The sequence below is a fragment of the Candidatus Palauibacter sp. genome (genome assembly GCF_965261555.1).
Lineage (GTDB): Bacteria > Gemmatimonadota > Gemmatimonadetes > Palauibacterales > Palauibacteraceae > Palauibacter.
The window spans coordinates 620090-637020 of sequence record NZ_OZ253465.1 but is presented as its reverse complement, the minus strand read 5'-3'; the positions used below and the strand labels follow the sequence as shown (position 1 = coordinate 637020).

Sequence of the window (16931 nt, the reverse complement as noted above, 5' to 3'; positions counted from 1 at the left end):
ACCCGAAGCGCATCACGGTCCGGACACCGTCAGAAGCCCATCATCGCCCGGACGGCCGGGTCGATCCTCTCGGGCGTCCAGAACGGCTTCCACACGAGGCTCACGACCGCCTCCTCCACGCCGTCCACCGTCTCCGCCGCGTCCTTGGCGCCCCCGAGAATCTGACCGCCCGCCGGGCAGCCGGGACTCGTCAGCGTCATCGTGACCTTCGCCTCGCCCTCCTCGACCTCGACATCGTACACGAGTCCGAGATCCACGATGTTGATGCCGAGTTCGGGATCCGTCACGGTGCGGAGCGCGGTCCGCACCTTCTCCTCGATCTCGGGCGACTCCGCTTCCGATGGGCTCTCCTCCGCCGAGCCCATTCCGTCCATCGGATCCCTCGTATCCTTCGCTTCCATCGTATCCGTCACCTTTCGATCGTTGTCCGGCACCAACTCCTCTATCCCACCAATTCGCCGGGGCGCACGCCCGGCTTCTCGAACTCCTTCAACAGATCCTCTACCGTGGGGCGCGCGCGCACCAGCGCCCGGCAGTCCTCCATCGCGCCGCTCGCGTTGATGAGGATCGTGCCGGTGAGCCGGTTGTCCGTCACGCAATAGACGATCGAGCGGCCGGAGCCGAGTTCGCCGGAGACGATCGTGCGGTCCACCTCGGCCGTCTCTCCGAACACGTTGATGCTGAGATCGAACACGTGCGTGAAGAAGTAGGAGAGGTGGTCGAACGCCTCCCTCGCGCCGGCCATGTTGCGCCCCGCGTGGCGCCCGTGCGCGCGGGCGTGGTCCCAGTGCTCGAGGCGCGAGAGTCCGCCCCCCATGGGATCCGGGAAGCGGGCCACGTCCCCCGCTGCGTAGATGTGAGGGGCTGTCGTCTCCGCGAACCCGTCCACGACGATCCCGTCCTGGACCGCGAGGCCGGCTTCGGCGCCGAGTTCATCGTTTGGCGACATCCCGACGCCCATGATCGCCAGGTCGGTGGGGATCTCCTCGCCGCTGTCGAGCACGACCCGCGCGAGACGTCCCTCGCCTTCGAAGGCGGCCACGCCCGAGCCCATCATGAATCGCACGCCGCGCTCCTCGAAGTAGCGGCGGAGGAAGCTCGCGATCGTCTCCGGAAAGACGCGCGCCCAGACGCGAGGCTCCACCTCGAGGACGACGGCATCGACGTCGAACTTCGACAGCGATGAGGCCAGTTCCATGCCGATGAAGCCAGCGCCGACGAGCACGACGCGCGACGCGCCGCGGGCGATCTCGCGCAGTTGCTCGGAGTCGGCGGCCGTGCGGAGGGTCGACACGCCGGGGAGATCGCTTCCCGGCACCTCGAGCCGCTTCGCCCGCCCGCCCGTGGCGATCAGAATGCGCCGGCCCCGGAACGCGTCTCCCGCCGCCGTGTGGATGGTCATGGCGCGAGCGTCCAGACGCTTCACCGCCGCGTCCGTGAACAGCGTGAGTTCGTCCGCCTGGTCATCGAACCAGCGCGCGGGCTTCACGTGCAGCAGGTCGCGCGGCGCCCCCTCCGCCTGCAGGAACTCCTTCGACAGGGGAGGCCGGTGATAGGGAGGGTCCGGCTCCTCCGCGAAGATGGCGATCGAGCCTTCGCCGTCGATGTCCCGGATCCCGTCCACCGCCGAGACCGCGGCGAGGCCGCCTCCCACGATGACGTAGTCGAAGCTCTTCATCCGCAGGTCAGCCTCCCGGGTCTTCGGCCGATTGGTCGTGGACGATGAGCCAGGCCCCTTCCACGTTCAGCAGGACGAGCGTGAACGGCCCCGTCGATGTGACCGTCCCGTCGCGTTCGAGGACGTAGCGCGCCGTCGCGACGCCGACCCGCTCATCCACCTCCCGGACCCGCAGGTCCTCGAAGCGGAGGCTGTCCCGCGCCGCGCCCGGCGCGAATCCCGGGGCGTATCGCTCCCGAATCCCGTCGAAGCCTTCGATGAGCCCCGTCGCGCCGATATAGCTCGTCGTCGGAGACGGGGAGAAGGCGCTCATGAAGCCGTCGAGATCGCCCGCGTTCCACGCCGCCGCCTGCCGGTCGAGCAGGGAGGCGACCTGCTCGGCGAGATCGGGCCCCTCGTCCGCCACGGGAGCGCCGTTGCTGTCCAGTCGCTCAAGGCGGCAGCCCCCCAGCGCGAGTCCGGCGGCCAGAGCGACCGCCATCGCCGTCGCGAGCCGCGAAGCTCGCCCCCCGATCGGTCGGTGTCGGGTCATTCGTCTCATTTCAGTGCGCGCGTGAACAGTTCGACCGAGGCGTCGATCGCCTCTTCGAGTTCCGGCGTCGCCCCCGCGAAGGGGTGTCCGGCCTGGAACGTGTGCGTTCCCCCATCTACCCCGACGAGCCGCGCAAGGTCGCCCACCGCGTCGGCGATCCGCCAGGCGTCGCTGAAGGGCACGGACTCGTCGGCCGTCCCGTGCACCACGGTGACCGGAATCCGCAGGCTCGCGGCGCTGGCGAGGACGTCGAGGCGCTCCCGGTTCGCGCGCATGTCGTCGAGCACGTTTCGCTCGAGCGGCATGTCCTGCTTCGTGCGCGCGTTCGGGATGATCACGGTCTCCCCCGCCTCCCACCGGTCGGCGAAGCTCTCGTAGCGGGTGACCGAGGAGATCGAGGCCCACGTGACGAGCCCCCGCACCTGGGACCGGAGACCCGCCTTCAGGATGCAGGTGGCGCCGCCGCGGCTGTGTCCGAGCAGGCCGAAGCGCGTGGCCGGAGAGACCTCCACGTCGCCGAGCCGGCCGCTCGCGAGTCCATCGAGGATGGCCTCCAGGTCCCAGAGTTCGCGGGAGAAGGTGTTGTGGCTGAAGGCCTTCAGGTCGTCGAAGTCCGAGTCGCGCACGCCGGAGCCATCGAAGTTGAAGGAGACGACGGGGATCCCGGTCTGCTCCGCAAGTCGTTCGCAGAGATGGGGGAAGAAGCCCCAGTCCTTGAACCCCTTGAAGCCGTGGCAGACGACGATGGCCGCGCCGCTGGCCGCGCCGGCGCCCTCGTCGGGAGCGGCGGCTTCGCCGGGAGCCGCGTCCGACCAGTAGTCGCCGCGGAGGTCCGCGCCCGGGGGCGTGAGCCGGAACGGGGTGCGCATCACCGACGCCGCTGCGGGAGCCACATCCTGTCCTCGCGGCCGGCGCGCCGGTTCGCGGCCCGGGCGAGGGTGAACAGCAGGTCGGAGAGACGGTTGATGTAGGGGACGACGACTTCGGCGAGGTCCGGCTGGGCATCGAGGAGAGCGGTGACGCTCCGCTCGGCCCGCCGACAGACGGTGCGCGCGATGTGCAACTGCGCGGCGAGGGGCGAGCCGCCGGGCAGAACGAAGGCATCGAGTTCGGGAAGCTCGGCGTCCAGCGCGTCGATCCAGGCCTCGAGCGCGTCGATCCGGTCGGCGGAGAGCGCGGGAATCGTGCCCTTTCGCAGCAACCGCTCGGGGTTCGCGGAGGCGAGGCGGGCCCCGATCGTGAACAGGTCCTCCTGGACGGCCCCGAGCGCCGGCCCGGACTCGCCAAGCGTCGCGCCCTCCGGGTCGAGCGCGAGCGCCACCCCGATCACGGCGTTGAGTTCGTCGACCGTGCCGTACGCCGCGACCCGCGCATCGTCTTTCGCGACCCGCGCCCCGCCGAGGAGACCGGTCTCCCCTCCGTCCCCGCCTTTCGTGTATATCTTCAATCGAGATTGGCCGTAATGGAGTTTGGCCGCATGCCGCGCGTCGTGCGCCAGGCTGAGGGGCGAACCTTAACAGCCCGCGGCGAAACGCCGCCACCTAGGAGTAGTCGGCGCGGCCCATCCCCGATTTGGTCGAAGGCGACGGATCGAGATGCATGCAATCGTCCGATCTAATCTTGATTTTCAACAAAAAAACGTTATTCTGTACGTGTGATTCACACGTTCTCAGTGTCCAACTACGGATCGATACGTGAAGAAGTGACCCTCGATCTGCGGATCCCGGGCACCGCGCCGGACCTGGCCTGCTTCAGACCGAGCGCGGTCAAGCCTGGTCTGCGGCTTCCGACGGTTGCCGTACTCATGGGTCCCAACGGATCGGGCAAGACGACTCTGTTGCGCGCGCTCGTGGATCTCGGGCGAATCGTGTCGTCTCCTACGAATCCCGTCCACCTGGTGCCCTTTCTGTCGAACGAAGCCAGATGGGAGCCGACCCGGTTTTCCATCGAGGGGGAGGGGGATTTCCTGGCGCCGGGCGAGACCCCTCAGAGGTTTCGGTACGAACTGGTAATCGGACGGCAACCTGCAGATGACGGGACGGAGGACCTCTTCGTGAGTTATGAAGCACTGGTCCATTTTCCCAGAGAACGCCGCCGCAGGCTCCTGGAGCGGCGATCCCCCGGAACAGAGATCTACGTGTCTCGCGACCTGGGGTTGAGGGCTCGCGACGATCGGCTGAAGGGGGTCGAACGCAACCGGTCCGCCATCGCCACGTTGAGGCTGCTTAATGTGCCAGTGGTGGCCCGTTTCGCCGCCTTCCTGGGCGATTCCCTGGTTAGCGGGAGCAACATCTCAGGCAACGAGACATTTACTCCGGACACATCAACCGTCATCGGTTGGCTGGAAGCTGCCCAAGACGCTCGGCGATGGGCCGAAGCCCAGCTCCAACGGAGCGATCTTGGCATTGAAGAGATGGAGATCGCCGACGGATTCGCCGAGAAGTACGTCCAATTCACGCATAGCGGACTGGATGCACCGGTGGTCCTGGGCTTCGAATCCAGGGGAACTCGACGTCTGGTTCACCTCTTGCCGCTGATCAGGTTTGCGTTGGACGTGACTGGATTGGCCGTCCTCGATGAAATCGATGGCGACCTGCACGTTGACATGCTGGGGGAGATTCTCAGCTGGTTCCGGTCTCGCGAGAGTAATCCTCGCAATGCGCAACTGCTGGTGTCCTCCCATCACGTCGGTCTGCTGGACGATCTGGAAAAGGAAGAAGTCTTCATCGTCAAGAAGGACGATAGCGGCGCCACCCGGGTTTACGGTGCTCAGGATGTGCAGGGCCTGCGGCGTGATGTCCGATTGTATTCCAAGTACCGAGCCGGCGTCCTTGGTGGGCTGCCGAAGTTTGGTTAGAGCGCGATGGGGCGGCGGGGTGGGATTCAGCGCAGACAGGTGGTGTTTTTCGGAGTCGAAGGGAAGAGCGACCGAGCCTTCGTCAACTTTCTCGGGCACGTTTGCGACGATGAAGGCCTTCATCTCCACCTGGACGTCAAGCCGGACAACGGAGGCGATTCCGTGGCGGTGGTTGAAGAAGCCGGACGCCGCCTGAGCCGACACCCTGACCGCCGCGCGATCAGACAGCGCTTGGTGCTCCTGGATTCGGATCGCATTGAGACCGACCGGAAGGCGGGCCGGGATGCTCGGGCGACGGCAGCCAGGTGGGGACTCGAGGTTGTGCTGATGACGCCGAAACTCGAGGGTTTGCTGATTCGATTGCACAGGGGTCACGAAACGCGCGCGGTTACGGCAGGCAAGGCCGAGACGGAGTTGCGGAAACTGTGGCCCGGGTACGACAAAGGTTCGCTGGTCTCCCGGGAGTTGAAACGGCGCTTCGGGCTACCCGACCTGAGGCGAGCAGCCGGGCACGATGAGGAACTGCGGAAGCTGATGGGGATGCTGGGACTCTGACGGAAAGGACACGTCCAGTGAGCACCGACGGCCCCGAATCCGGACCTGTGGACGCTTCAAGCTTGGGTGGGCGGCCGGACAAATCGCGGAGAACCTTCCTCCTGACGGCGGCGGCGGGGTTGGGTGCCGCGGCGACGGGCTCGCTCGGCGCGTGCCGTCCGGGGCGTGAAGAGGGGGCCGCCCGCGCCTCGGACACCGAAACGCCGGACGCGGGAGGCGGGATCGTCGTCGCTCGCGGGCCGATCGCGGTGGAGGCGGGGGTCGGCGCGCTCAGGCGCGGTGGCAACGCGATCGACGCGGCCGTCGCGACGGCCTTCGCGCAGTTCATCACGACGCCGTTCTCGGCGGGGGTCGGCGGCTTCGGGTGCATGGTCGTGTACGACGCGGGGACCGGGCGCGCCACGTCCATCGATTTCCACGGGCGGGCGGGGAGCCGGGCGACGCCGGACATCTACCGGAGCGCGCTCGAGGGGCGGATCTACGGACACGCGGACCGCTGGAAGGTGCGCGGCGACATCAACCAGATCGGCTATCAATCCGTCGTGACGCCCGGGACGGTCGCCGGGCTGTGGGAGGCGTGGAGCCGGTTCGGGACGCGGCCGTGGGCCGAACTCGTGGAGCCGGCGATCCGGCTCGCCTACGATGGCTTCGAAATCCCCGGCGCCCTCGCGCGCGGCTTCACGACCCGGACGGAGTCGTCCTCGGGCGTCGTTCCGTTCTTCACGAAGGTCCAGACGACCGACGCCTCAGCCCGCATATTTCTCAACAACGGTGTGCCGTGGCGGGCCGGGGAACGGCTCGTGCAGCCCGATTACGGCCGCACGCTCGAACTCATCGCCGAGGGCGGCGCTGATGTCGTCTACCGGGGCGAGATCGCCGAGCGGATCGCGGCGGACTTCGAGCGCAACGGCGGCCTCCTCACGATGGCCGACCTCGAGGCGTACGCGCCCGATGTCTACGACCCCGTGCACGGCACGTACCGCGGACACGACGTGTTCTCGAACGCGCTGCCGGGCAGCGGCGCGCAGGTCATCGAGATCCTGAACCTTCTCGAGGGCTACGACGTGCCGGGTCTCGAACACGGGAAGGCGGACCACGTCGAACTGCTCGGCCGCGCCCAGATCCTCTCCTTCATCGACCGGCGCCGGTACCACGGCGACCCGAAGTTCATCGACGACCCGACGGACATCCTGGTGTCGAAGGACCGCGCCGCCGAACTGAGAGGCTTCATCGACCGGCGCGAGCTCCCGCCCGATGTCGTGGAGGAGCCGCCCGAAGGGCCGGACACGACGCACCTTTCGACGGCGGACCGGGCCGGGAACTGCGTGGCGCTCACGCACACGCTGGGTTCCGCGTCGGGGGTCGTCACCGAGGGGCTCGGCTTCACCTGGAACAACTGCATGTTCCAGTTCAACCCGGTGGCCGGCCGACCGAACAGCATCGCGCCGGGGAAGGCGCGGATCACGGGAATCTCGCCCGCGATCGTGCTCAGGGATGGACAGCCCATCCTCGTCACGGGCGCGGCCGGCGGCACCCGGATCCTCGGCGCCGTCCAGCACACGATCAGCAATACGGTGGACTTCGGCATGTCGGCGCTGGAGGCGGTATCCGTCCCGCGCTGGCACTGGGAGGACCACCTGCTCGAGCTGGAGCCGCAACTGTACCACCACCTCAGGGACGAACTCGAGGGACGCGGTCTGGACGTCGCGAACGACGCGTTCGTCGCGCAACTTCACGCGGTCGGAATCGACCCGGATACCGGGCGACTGAGGGGAGGACCGGACCCGCGCGGGTGGGGCGGAGGATCGGCCACGGCAGGTTGACACTTTTCCCATGCGTTTGTATCCTGCGGGTCGCGCTGCGGGGTGGAGCAGTCTGGTAGCTCGTCGGGCTCATAACCCGAAGGTCGCAGGTTCGAATCCTGCCCCCGCTATCTCTCGCCTCGCCTCGCAAAGCTGCGGGGCGAGGCGTTTTGTTCTCCGATCCCTTTTGCGGGACGGGGGTACGATCCGGGGTAGCTCAGTGGCCAGAGCGGGTGGCTGTTAACCACTAGGTCGTGGGTTCGAATCCCACCCCCGGAGTAGGGCAGCAGGGCTCTTGCCACGGGCTGCCAAAAGGGCTGGGTAGCTCAGGCGGTAGAGCACGGCGCTGAAAACGCCGGTGTCGGCGGTTCGACTCCGCCCCCAGCCATTGCCACGGGCCGCCATCGGCCGGTTCGCGGGGAAGCGGCAGAGGGGCGTAGCTCAATTGGTAGAGCACCGGTCTCCAAAACCGGCGGTTGGGGGTTCGAGTCCCTCCGCCCCTGTCGCTCGCGTAGCTCAGGGGTAGAGCGCATCCTTGGTAAGGATGAGGTCGCGGGTTCAAATCCCGCCGCGAGCTTGGAGCAGCTTGGAACGGGATAGCGGGCGCCCGTAGCTCAGTTGGATCAGAGCACCGGCCTTCTAAGCCGGGGGTCCCAGGTTCGAGTCCTGGCGGGCGCGTGGCAGACAGGGGACGACAGCGGCACGAGCCCCCATCGTCCAACGGCTAGGACACCACTCTTTCAAGGTGGAGATAGGGGTTCGATTCCCCTTGGGGGTATGGACGGAAGCAGGGCGGACGGGAGCGGCGACAGCTCGTTCGCGGAAGGTGGAAGTTGAAGCGCGGGGCCGTAGCTCAGCTGGGAGAGCGCTGCAATGGCATTGCAGAGGTCAGGGGTTCGAATCCCCTCGGCTCCATCGTCGCGACCCGGGGCGGCTTGCGGAGGCGAGTCCGCGCACGAAGTTGTGACGTCGTACGCGCCGTTAGCTCAATTGGCAGAGCAACTGACTCTTAATCAGTAGGTTCGGGGTTCGACTCCCTGACGGCGCATTCCCTCCGTTTCAGCGCCTTCGTCCCACCGGTCCGCCGCGCTCCCCCGTTGTCCGTTCGCGCCCTACGGGTTGTCCCGCTCCTGCGCCCGCGCGCCCCGCAGGACGTTCTCCAGCGCGTAGTTCGCCTCGTGGCAGGCGTACTCGTAGAGGAGGTCGTCCATCCTCACGAACGGGACCTCGCCGCCCCACGGGCTCTCCCACGTGTCCGGGTCGTCGATCAGGAACTCGTAGGTGATCGTGTTCGCGTCGGCGCGCGTGAGCCGTTCCGTGATCTTCATGTTCGGACTCGCGCCGAAGAACTCGCGGTAGGCGGTGAACTGCTGCGGGTTGAGCTTCGTCGTCTCGATGACGAGGGTGTCGTCCTCCCACCAGCCGCGGGAATCTCCGAACCAGGGCTGAATCGCGTCGGGGAAGGGTGACGGACCGTCGGCCTCGTCCGCCGTGCCCGTCTCCCCGGCGTCGGGAGCGGCACCGATCGGGATGATGCGGGTGTCGTGCACCATCTCCGTCATGATCGCGACGTGGTCCGGGGTCTGCACGATGGTGTAATTGTTGTTATAGAAGTAGTTGGGGAGCATCGGAGGTCCGGCGTTGGACCCGAACGAGACGATGCAGCGCTCGGAGAGGGGCCGGTTCTCGGGGTTGTCGAACTCGCCGTGCCGGCCGCGGGCGGCCATGAGCTGGCCGAGGCGCTGCCGGGCTTCGGGCGTGCGCCCGGGGATACGGCCGTCCTCGGGAGTCATGATGAGGGAACTGCGCGGCTCTCCGTTCACGACTGCGACCTGATCCCCCCGGTCGAGGTAGAAGACGTTGTAGCCGCCGGTGCCTCCGGCCGCCGCGTCGAGCACGAAGTCGCAGCCGAGGGAGACGCCGCCGGCCGCCGGCGCGCCGCGCTCGGGGTCGCTGAGCTGCGAGTGGGCCTCGATGCACTCCTGCCGGCCGCCCTCGATCTCGGCGACCTGCTCGGGCGTGAGCACGGCCTCGAACCCCTGGGGCCGCTCGATGGGCGTGATCGTCCCGTTCGTCCAGTTCCCCTGCAGGTCCGGTCGCCCGTCCGGCGTGCGCGGCACGCTGCCCTGGTCTTGCCCGAACACAACATGCAGCAATTCGATTCGTTCGACTGCTGCGCCTGTTGCCGGCGACCCCAAAAAAGCCACCACCATGCCTCCCAGGGCCACCGATTTTCCGCCATGCATCCTCATCGACGATCTCTCCGTATTCGAGCACTACACGGCCAGCGGTACGACACCCGATCCGCGAATGACGCGATCTCGGGTGACCAATGGAATCTGGTGCACAACGCTCGTCGCGGCGATGATCTCGTCCGCCGGATCGCCCCGGAAGTCGAGCCGGGTCGAGGCACGAGCCACCGGGAGGTCGAGCGGCCAGACATGAAGACGGCTCAGCGCACTCGTCACTTCCCGGTCGTCGAGGTCCACATCGATACGTCCCAACTCGACGAGTTTCGCGATTTCCCAGAAGACGATCGCCGAGACCGACCATCGGTTGCGGGCCAGCAGCGCCTCCTCCCGAGCTACGAGCCTGCCCTCGATAGCATGGATCAGGATGTGTGTATCAAGGTTCAGCATCGGCATCCCACTTGATTCCCGTGCTGAGCAGGTCTCCCCGGACGTTGATCTTGTGCCGCAAGCTTCCGATCAAGCTCGCGAACTCCTGATCGTAGGGGAGTACGCGCGCGACCGGCTTGCCCCGCTTCGTAATCACCAAACCCTCCGGTCCAAGTTCGTCCAGCAGCGCCAGACAGCGCTCCTTAAATTTTGCCGCACCCATGGTCTTCATCGGCTGGCCCCCCTTCCGATATGGACATATAATATGACCGGTCGTTTTTCATGTCCATGTCTACGCAGGCAGGCGCAACGGGCGGTTCGCGCCGATGGATCGCGGAGTGGACCGATGCCCCAATCTCGATTCTCGTCCAACCGGGAGAGGCGCCTGTGGCTGTGGGCGCTGGCGGTGGTCGTGGCGATCTACACGATGGCCGATCTCGTGCGAACGCTGGCCGACGCGCTGCGCGAGAGCGGGCTCATCGAACTCACGCCCACCATGTTCAGCGCCGGCATGCTTCTCATCGGCGTGATGATCCTGGTTCAGGGGCTGAGGGAGCGGTCGCGCGGCGTGGAAGTGGGCTTCGCACTGGGCGTCGCGGCGATTGCCGTCATCGGCTTTGCGCGCGGCATCGCCGCGGCGGAGCGTTCCCATCTCATCGAGTACGCGGTGCTGGCGCTCATCATCCACGAGGCCCTCGTGGAACGAAAGGCCCGGGGGTGGCGCGTCCCGGTACCGGCCGTGCTGGCCATCACGGTCACGACGGCGGTCGGCGTGGTGGACGAGTGCATCCAGTTCTTCCTGCCCAGCCGCACGTTCGACTGGTTCGACATCGGGTTCGATCTGCTGGCGAGCGTGATCGCGGTGGGGCCGAGCGTCGGCCTTCGCTGGCTCCGCCGCCGGCTCGGGAGGTTCGGTCCCTCGAGGTAGTCCCGTGGATTTTGGCCGGCTCCCGCCCGGAAGCCGGCGTCGATCAGAGTCGCGCGTCCACGGTGCGGATGTGTCCGGCGGCTCCGTAGTCCAGTATCGTCCGGTCGGCGGTGAGCAGCCGGACCCCGTGGTGGCGAGCGGTGGCGACGATCAGCCGGTCGGCGGGATCGGACGTGAAGGCGCCCGGCAGACGTACGCTCCCCACGGCGATCGCGGGTTCAATGGGCAGGAGCCGGAAGGCGGGCAGCTCGAGGACGGCGTCGATCCACTCGGCGACATCTCGATCGAGACGCAGCCGTCCCCTCTCGGTCAGGAGGGCGATCTCCCACGGAGTGATGGCGGACACCCCGACACGACCCTCCCGCCCGTTCCCTTCGATCGCGCGAGTCGCAGCCGAACCCAGTCTCTGATCTCCCTGGATGGCCCAGATCAGTGCATGAGTATCGACGACGATCACCGCACGGCATCCCATTCCGCCGGATCGGCGGCCGGCGCGTAAGGATCATCGTAGCCCAACACGGATCCCTTCAGCGCTCCAATGATCGGCTCTTCGCCGTCGTCGGGTGGAGGCACGGGCGTTAGCCGCGCGACGGGCCGACCATGTCTGGTGATCGTGATCGGTTCCCGTCCCTCGCTCACCTGTGCAATCAGACTCGCGCACGTCTTCCGGAACACAGCCACACCAACGGTCTGCGTCATCGTCATGTCCTTGGTTCCGTCATCAAAAGATGTACATAATAATTGTACAATTTAGCGGCAGGCCGCAACACATGCTTCCTCCGGCGGGTCTCGAATCACGCTTTGTAAGCGTTCTTAGGGAAGAAGTCTCAACCGCCCCTCAACGGAAGGTCCATGGTGAACACCTACAGGCGGGAGTTCTGCCGCTGGGTGCTGCTGCTGACGGTGGGAGTCGTGCTGGCCGCGTTGACGCCTAACCCGGCTGCTCCGCAAGCGGAACGCTGGACGCTGGGGCGCTCGGTCGTCATCGGCGATGCCATGGACGAGGAGAGGGGCCTCACCCGGGTCGGTTCAGTGGCCGTTGCCGGCGGTCGGCTCTATGTAGACCAGCCACAGGAAAGCCGGATCCGGGTGTTCACCGACGAGGGTGAATTCGTCGGCTTCATCGGCCGCCGAGGCGAGGGACCCGGAGAGTTCCGCAGCCTCGGGAAAATCGGGGCCCGGGAAGATGCTGTATGGGCGGCGGACCGACAGCGGCTCACGTACTTCGACGCGGACTACGAGTACGCGTCTTCTCTCACCGTGCGAATGCAACCCTCCATGCCCGGCGCGAGGTTCACCCGGCTGGCAGGATTGGCGGATGGTTCGCTGTTGATGGGCGAGTCCTTCGCGGAGCCTTGGGCCAGTTCCGGCGAGTTTCGGAGCGAACACATCTTCAGGCTGGATGGGGAGGGGGTTCTGCGGGACACTGTAGCCACGTGGGAGCGCGTCCCCAGCTCTGCCGAAATCAAGGACGGGATACGTCCGCGGATCCGGTCATACGTCATCCTGCCCGTGCGCGACGCGAGCCTCTGGAACATGCCGTCGGACGGTTCGGGATTCGTTCTCGTACACCGCAGATCGGCGACCCGGGGAGGTCTCCACACCTACCGCGTGATTCGGTTCGACTTGAATGCCGACACGATCTTCGCACGACAGTTCAGCTATGAACCGATCCCGATTTCCGACGCGTTCCTCGCTCGCGAAGTAGATGAGTTTACGGAGGACGGAGAAGACTCGTTTACCGCGGACCTCGGAGAGTACCGCCGGGCGCTCAGGGAGGCCTTTGGTCGTCTGGATTTCTTCCCGCCCGTCGAGAGGATTCACGCCGGTGCCGACGAGACGACGTGGCTCGAGTTGCGTATCGGCGAAGAGGAATTCGAGTGGGAAGTGCTGGACGGCGCGGGTGAGCCGCTCGGACGGTTTCAGACACCGGAGGGAGCGCGGCTGGTGGCTGGCGATCTTGACGGTGCCTGGTTCGTCGAGGAGGACGAACTCGACATCCCGTACATCGTTCGCTACGACTTCGTTCGCCCCGATTGATGCGGCAGAGCGCGCCAATCCGCGCCGGTAAGCGCGGTCGGTGGAGGGACATCGCGCTCCCTGCGGTCGTCATCGCCCTGGCCGTGCCGCCCGCCAGCGGACAGGAGCCGATCCGGCGTGGCGAAATCGATCTTGCGATCGGCGTCATCGAGGGCGATGCGGAATACCTGTTCGAGAACATCGGCGCGCTGACGCGCGATGCCGACGGACGGATCTACGTGGGAGACCGCGGCGCACAGGACGTTCGCGGGTACGGGCCGGATGGTCGATACCTGTTCCAGGTGACGAGGTCGGGTGAAGGGCCGGGAGAAATCCGCCAGACCGTCTGCGGGCTGGTGTTCGATCCGGACGGCCGCCTCTGGATCGATGCATGGGATTCGTACAAGGTGTTCGACATCCGCGAGGAAGGCGCCGACTACGTCCGGGATGTGCTGCCCCCCGATGAAGCGCGGCGGATCACGACGGCGGACGGAACCACCACGAATGTGAGCAGGACGACCAACTGCCTGCGCCCGATGTTCGCCGGGCCGACCGGCCTCATCCTGGCGGTGGATTACTACTATCTCGATGACGAAGGGGAGATCGACGCCGACCGGCAGCAGGTGCAGATCGGGCCGGAGGGACGCGTGCGCCGGCGGGTCACGATTCCCGAACGGGATCTCGGGGACACGAGTTGGCCCCAGATGATCTGGCGCCATCGGATCTGGGGTCCGCGGGAGATGGCGATCCCGCCTCCCTTCGCCAACCGCAATATCCTGGTGCATTCGCCTGACGGACGGGCTGCCCACCTCTACACGCGCGAGTACGTGGTACAGCTCTTTGACGAGGATGGGGAGGTGCGCCGAGAGATCCGCCGAGACATTGCGGGTCCGCTGATCACCGAGGCGGAAGCAAACCTCGAACAGGGTCGACTGGACGAGATCCGGGAGGGCATGTCGGAGGTCCTCATCGAGTTCCCCTCGATCGAGATGCCGGAGCGGAAGCCGCCGGTCGGAGACATGTGGTACGACGAGGACGGCCGGCTGTGGGTGCGGCTCGCCTGGGCGGAGGCGGACGAAGTCCTGAGGGCGCACGTGTACGACCCCGATGGAGAGATGCTCTTCACCGCCGAGTGGCTCCGGGGAATCGACCTGTCGCTGGGCGGCGTGAGCGGGGACGTGGCCCTCGGCGTCCAGCGCATGGAGTTCGATGTCCAGCGCGTGGTGCGGCTCCGCTTCTCCCCGCCGTAGTCGAAACGCATCCGGCCACAACGACGCACGGCTCTTGCCCGGGCGGTGGGGTCTGTGCGCCGCGCCGATGGGCCCCGTGTACCGGCGCGGTGCCAGTGGTTACGATCCTTCCTCTGATCGATCCGAATCGGGAGGTTCTCATGCAGGGCATGATTCGCGCGCGCCATGGTGCGCTATGGGCCGGACTTCTTGCGGTTTCCGCGGCAGCGGTTCTTCCGGGCGTGGCAGCCGCCCAGTACCTGCCGGCGCGGGGGGACGCGTGGGAGACGCGCACGCCGGAGCAGGTGGGGATGAGCGCGGCGGGCGTCCAGGCGGCCGTCGACTACGCCCTCGAGCATGAGACGAGCCAGGCGCGCGACCGGGAGTTCCAGCACAGCCGGAGCTTCGGGCGCGAACCGCTGGGGGAGGGGATCGGGCCCTTCAACGTCCGCGGCGGGCCGGCCGGGATGATCGTGCGCCACGGCTACATCGTCGCGGAGTGGGGGGACACGAAGCGCGTCGACATGACGTACAGCGTGACGAAGTCCTTCCTCTCGACGTCGGTGGGCCTCGCGTGGGACGAGGGACTCATCGGCTCGCTCGATGACACGGTGCGCGAGTACATGGCGCCGGTCGACGTGCCCCCGGGCGACGGCGAGCCGGGCGTGGACCGCATCGGGTTCGGGAAGCCCGACCCGACGACGATGTTCGAATCCGAGCACAACCGCACGATCACGTGGGACGACCTCCTGCGGCAGACCTCCGACTGGGAGGGCACGCTGTGGGGCAAGCCGGACTGGGCGGACCGTCCGAGCGGCGACCCCTCGACCTGGATGACGCGGGAGCGCCATCCCTCCGGCACCGTCTACGAGTACAACGACACGCGCGTGAACCTGCTCGCGCTCGCGGCGATGAGCGTCTTCAGGCGCCCGCTGCCCGAGGTCCTGCACGAGCGGGTGATGGGGCCGATCGGGGCTTCCCCGACTTGGCGCTGGAACGGCTACGAGAACTCCTGGGTCACGATCGACGGGCGTCGCGTGCAGTCGGTGAGCGGCGGCGGCCACTGGGGCGGCGGCATGTTCATCAGCGCCCGCGACCAGGCGCGGTTCGGCCTCTTCACGCTGCGGCGGGGAACGTGGGGGGACCGGCAGCTGCTCTCCGAGGAGTGGTTCGACCTCGCGACGACGCCCGGCCCGGCGAACGGCTCCTACGGGTTCATGAATTTCATGCTCAACGTCGCGGACGAAGAGGGGGACAAGCGCTATCCGAGTGCGCCTGCCGAAGCGTGGGCCCACCTCGGCAACGGCACGAACATGATCTACTGCGACCCGGTGAACGATCTCGTCGTCGTGGCGCGCTGGATCCCCGGCGGCGCGATCGACGGGCTCCTCGACCTCGTCATCGGCTCGATCGATGACGCGGCCGCGACCTCATCCGGATCGCGCTGAGGACACGTCCCACTCGAGTTCCCTCGTCGTACTTTGCCAATGCTTCCTAGCGTAGCTACAATGGAGCTACGCTCCAAAGGGGGTCCCGCATGAGTACCGATAGCGTCGTTCGCGCGCGGATCGACAGCGACACCAAAGCACGCGCCACCGAGGCGCTCAAGGCCATGGGCCTGACCGTATCCGACGCGATCCGGCTGCTGCTGCTGCGCGTCGCGGATGAGAAGCGATTGCCCTTCGCCGTTCAGGTGCCAAACCGGTCCACCCTCGAAGCCATGAAGGAAGTGGACGAGGGCAAGGGTCAGCGTTTCGGCAGCCTCGAGGAACTGTTCCGGGACCTCGATATCTGAGTGCTGACGCCGGTTCGCTCCTCGCAGTTCAAACGTGACGTCCGAAGAGCCAGGAAGCGTGGCAAAGATCTGAGCAAGCTGCGGGCACTGCTCGCGTCACTTGCCAGGCAGGAGCCGTTGCCCGCCCGCCATCGCGATCATCCGTTGCGCGGCATTTGGAAGGGCTACCGAGAAGTGCACGTCGAAGCGGACTGGCTTGTAATCTACCGCGTAGAGGGTGAAGAACTGCGGCTCGTCCGCACCGGGACGCACTCCGACCTCTTCAAGGAATAGGGTCCAACGTTCGTTGTCGTGGCGCGCTGGATCCCGGGCGGCGCGATCGACGGGCTCCTCGATCTCGTCATTGGCTCGATCGACGAGGCGGTCGCGACCTCATCCGGATCGCGCTGAGACGACCTCGAGCGGGAAAGCCACCTCTCCGACCTTCTTCGGATGAGCGGCGCTGCTGATTCCGCGAACCCGGATCGTCGCCGATCCGGGTTCGTCGAACACCACCGGCACCACGCGTGTCCAGTGTAGCAACTGATCGGTGCAGCTCCAGGTACTGCCCGTCAGCCCTCGAGGACCAAGGTCGAAACGATCGAACGGCACAAGAACGGCGATCCGGTCCCTCACGTTCACGAAGGTCCTGCCACCTCGCTCCTGATCGCGAACGAGGCACCCTCCCCCGTAGGTGCGAATCGTGACGGTCGCCGCGAGTCCGACCGCAACCGTGTCGGGCAGCGTGACGTGGACTCCCTCCTCATCCGTGTTCATTTCGATGACCGCCATCTGATCACGGTATTGCCTGCCACCATCGCAGGCCGCTCCGGCCAACAATAGCGCCATCGCAAACCACGTCCGACCCTTGTCCATCGTCGTCAATCGTTGCCCTCTGGCCGTCAGGGAACATCGTGCCGCCTCCCAACAAGAACGCGT

At 66.7% G+C, this 16931-nt stretch carries 20 protein-coding genes and 9 tRNA genes; 18 read left to right on the top strand and 11 right to left on the bottom strand.

Annotated elements, in window-relative coordinates:
- Window positions 1-29 precede the first annotated feature (29 nt).
- From ACQY5G_RS02765 to ACQY5G_RS02745, 5 genes are read right to left on the bottom strand one after another with little or no spacing between them, the layout of a single operon-like run.
- Entirely contained in the window at window positions 30-401 is a 372-nt protein-coding gene (locus tag ACQY5G_RS02765) for a metal-sulfur cluster assembly factor (RefSeq protein WP_428276769.1), read from the bottom strand.
- A 41-nt stretch (window positions 402-442) separates the two neighbouring features.
- Window positions 443-1678 (bottom strand): NAD(P)/FAD-dependent oxidoreductase, encoded by a 1236-nt coding sequence (locus ACQY5G_RS02760; protein ID WP_428276768.1) that lies wholly within the window; start codon window positions 1676-1678, stop codon window positions 443-445.
- A 7-nt stretch (window positions 1679-1685) separates the two neighbouring features.
- The gene (locus ACQY5G_RS02755) at window positions 1686-2210 is read right to left on the bottom strand and encodes a YybH family protein (protein WP_428276766.1); all 525 of its coding nucleotides are present in this window, start codon (window positions 2208-2210) and stop codon (window positions 1686-1688) included.
- A 5-nt stretch (window positions 2211-2215) separates the two neighbouring features.
- Complete coding sequence (locus tag ACQY5G_RS02750; RefSeq protein WP_428276764.1) at window positions 2216-3079, bottom strand: alpha/beta hydrolase family protein; 864 nt, start codon at window positions 3077-3079, stop codon at window positions 2216-2218.
- The gene (locus ACQY5G_RS02745; protein WP_428276762.1) at window positions 3079-3657 is read right to left on the bottom strand and encodes a cob(I)yrinic acid a,c-diamide adenosyltransferase; all 579 of its coding nucleotides are present in this window, start codon (window positions 3655-3657) and stop codon (window positions 3079-3081) included. Before ACQY5G_RS02745 ends, ACQY5G_RS02750 begins: the two co-directional genes overlap by 1 nt.
- A gap of 255 nt (window positions 3658-3912) precedes the next feature.
- Between ACQY5G_RS02745 and ACQY5G_RS02740 the strand changes: the two genes are divergently transcribed.
- The 12 genes from ACQY5G_RS02740 to ACQY5G_RS02685 all read left to right on the top strand — a co-directional run bounded on the left by ACQY5G_RS02740 (window position 3913) and on the right by ACQY5G_RS02685 (window position 8472).
- On the top strand, window positions 3913-5067 hold the full coding sequence (locus ACQY5G_RS02740; RefSeq protein WP_428276760.1) for an AAA family ATPase: 1155 nt from the start codon (window positions 3913-3915) through the stop codon (window positions 5065-5067).
- A gap of 327 nt (window positions 5068-5394) precedes the next feature.
- Complete coding sequence (locus ACQY5G_RS02735) at window positions 5395-5622, top strand: hypothetical protein (RefSeq protein WP_428276758.1); 228 nt, start codon at window positions 5395-5397, stop codon at window positions 5620-5622.
- Window positions 5623-5741: 119 nt separating this feature from the next.
- Window positions 5742-7445 carry a gamma-glutamyltransferase gene (gene ggt, locus ACQY5G_RS02730; protein WP_428276756.1) on the top strand — a complete coding sequence of 568 codons (1704 nt, stop codon included), beginning with the start codon at window positions 5742-5744 and terminating at the stop codon, window positions 7443-7445.
- A gap of 36 nt (window positions 7446-7481) precedes the next feature.
- Window positions 7482-7555: transfer RNA gene (locus tag ACQY5G_RS02725), tRNA-Met, on the top strand.
- Between the two features lie 75 nt (window positions 7556-7630).
- A tRNA-Asn gene (locus tag ACQY5G_RS02720) sits at window positions 7631-7703 on the top strand.
- A gap of 36 nt (window positions 7704-7739) precedes the next feature.
- Window positions 7740-7812, top strand: a tRNA-Phe gene (locus ACQY5G_RS02715).
- Window positions 7813-7854: 42 nt separating this feature from the next.
- Window positions 7855-7927 (top strand) — tRNA-Trp (locus tag ACQY5G_RS02710).
- 2 nt (window positions 7928-7929) lie between these two features.
- Window positions 7930-8001 (top strand) — tRNA-Thr (locus ACQY5G_RS02705).
- Between the two features lie 26 nt (window positions 8002-8027).
- A tRNA-Arg gene (locus ACQY5G_RS02700) sits at window positions 8028-8102 on the top strand.
- 28 nt (window positions 8103-8130) lie between these two features.
- Window positions 8131-8202: transfer RNA gene (locus ACQY5G_RS02695), tRNA-Glu, on the top strand.
- Window positions 8203-8266: 64 nt separating this feature from the next.
- Window positions 8267-8339 (top strand) — tRNA-Ala (locus ACQY5G_RS02690).
- 60 nt (window positions 8340-8399) lie between these two features.
- Window positions 8400-8472: transfer RNA gene (locus tag ACQY5G_RS02685), tRNA-Lys, on the top strand.
- A gap of 64 nt (window positions 8473-8536) precedes the next feature.
- Here ACQY5G_RS02685 and ACQY5G_RS02680 read toward each other — a convergent pair.
- The 3 genes from ACQY5G_RS02680 to ACQY5G_RS02670 all read right to left on the bottom strand — a co-directional run bounded on the left by ACQY5G_RS02680 (window position 8537) and on the right by ACQY5G_RS02670 (window position 10274).
- A complete protein-coding gene (locus tag ACQY5G_RS02680) occupies window positions 8537-9568 on the bottom strand; it encodes a hypothetical protein (protein WP_428276754.1) in 1032 nt (343 codons plus the stop codon).
- A gap of 132 nt (window positions 9569-9700) precedes the next feature.
- The gene (locus ACQY5G_RS02675; protein ID WP_428276752.1) at window positions 9701-10069 is read right to left on the bottom strand and encodes a type II toxin-antitoxin system VapC family toxin; all 369 of its coding nucleotides are present in this window, start codon (window positions 10067-10069) and stop codon (window positions 9701-9703) included.
- Entirely contained in the window at window positions 10050-10274 is a 225-nt protein-coding gene (locus tag ACQY5G_RS02670) for a type II toxin-antitoxin system Phd/YefM family antitoxin (RefSeq protein ID WP_428276750.1), read from the bottom strand. Before ACQY5G_RS02670 ends, ACQY5G_RS02675 begins: the two co-directional genes overlap by 20 nt.
- Window positions 10275-10388: 114 nt before the next feature.
- On the opposite strand from ACQY5G_RS02670, the gene ACQY5G_RS02665 reads away from it, so the two are divergent.
- Window positions 10389-10970, top strand: a complete 582-nt coding sequence (locus ACQY5G_RS02665; protein ID WP_428276748.1) for a VanZ family protein — start codon at window positions 10389-10391, stop codon at window positions 10968-10970.
- Between the two features lie 43 nt (window positions 10971-11013).
- Here the strand turns inward: ACQY5G_RS02665 and ACQY5G_RS02660 are convergent, their stop codons facing one another.
- Window positions 11014-11427, bottom strand: a complete 414-nt coding sequence (locus ACQY5G_RS02660) for a type II toxin-antitoxin system VapC family toxin (protein WP_428276746.1) — start codon at window positions 11425-11427, stop codon at window positions 11014-11016.
- Window positions 11424-11669 (bottom strand): type II toxin-antitoxin system Phd/YefM family antitoxin, encoded by a 246-nt coding sequence (locus tag ACQY5G_RS02655; protein WP_428276744.1) that lies wholly within the window; start codon window positions 11667-11669, stop codon window positions 11424-11426. Before ACQY5G_RS02655 ends, ACQY5G_RS02660 begins: the two co-directional genes overlap by 4 nt.
- Window positions 11670-11822: 153 nt before the next feature.
- Here ACQY5G_RS02655 and ACQY5G_RS02650 point away from each other — a divergent pair, with 153 nt between their 5' ends.
- From ACQY5G_RS02650 to ACQY5G_RS02630, 5 genes are all read left to right on the top strand, one after another.
- On the top strand, window positions 11823-13010 hold the full coding sequence (locus ACQY5G_RS02650) for a 6-bladed beta-propeller (protein WP_428276742.1): 1188 nt from the start codon (window positions 11823-11825) through the stop codon (window positions 13008-13010).
- On the top strand, window positions 13010-14239 hold the full coding sequence (locus ACQY5G_RS02645) for a hypothetical protein (RefSeq protein WP_428276740.1): 1230 nt from the start codon (window positions 13010-13012) through the stop codon (window positions 14237-14239). Before ACQY5G_RS02650 ends, ACQY5G_RS02645 begins: the two co-directional genes overlap by 1 nt.
- 140 nt (window positions 14240-14379) lie before the next feature.
- Complete coding sequence (locus ACQY5G_RS02640) at window positions 14380-15666, top strand: serine hydrolase domain-containing protein (RefSeq protein ID WP_428276738.1); 1287 nt, start codon at window positions 14380-14382, stop codon at window positions 15664-15666.
- Between the two features lie 89 nt (window positions 15667-15755).
- Window positions 15756-16013 carry a type II toxin-antitoxin system RelB/DinJ family antitoxin gene (locus ACQY5G_RS02635; RefSeq protein WP_428276736.1) on the top strand — a complete coding sequence of 86 codons (258 nt, stop codon included), beginning with the start codon at window positions 15756-15758 and terminating at the stop codon, window positions 16011-16013.
- Entirely contained in the window at window positions 16014-16286 is a 273-nt protein-coding gene (locus ACQY5G_RS02630; protein WP_428276734.1) for a type II toxin-antitoxin system YafQ family toxin, read from the top strand.
- 99 nt (window positions 16287-16385) lie between these two features.
- Here ACQY5G_RS02630 and ACQY5G_RS02625 read toward each other — a convergent pair whose 3' ends face one another.
- Window positions 16386-16784, bottom strand: a complete 399-nt coding sequence (locus tag ACQY5G_RS02625) for a hypothetical protein (protein WP_428276732.1) — start codon at window positions 16782-16784, stop codon at window positions 16386-16388.
- Window positions 16785-16931: the final 147 nt, after the last annotated feature.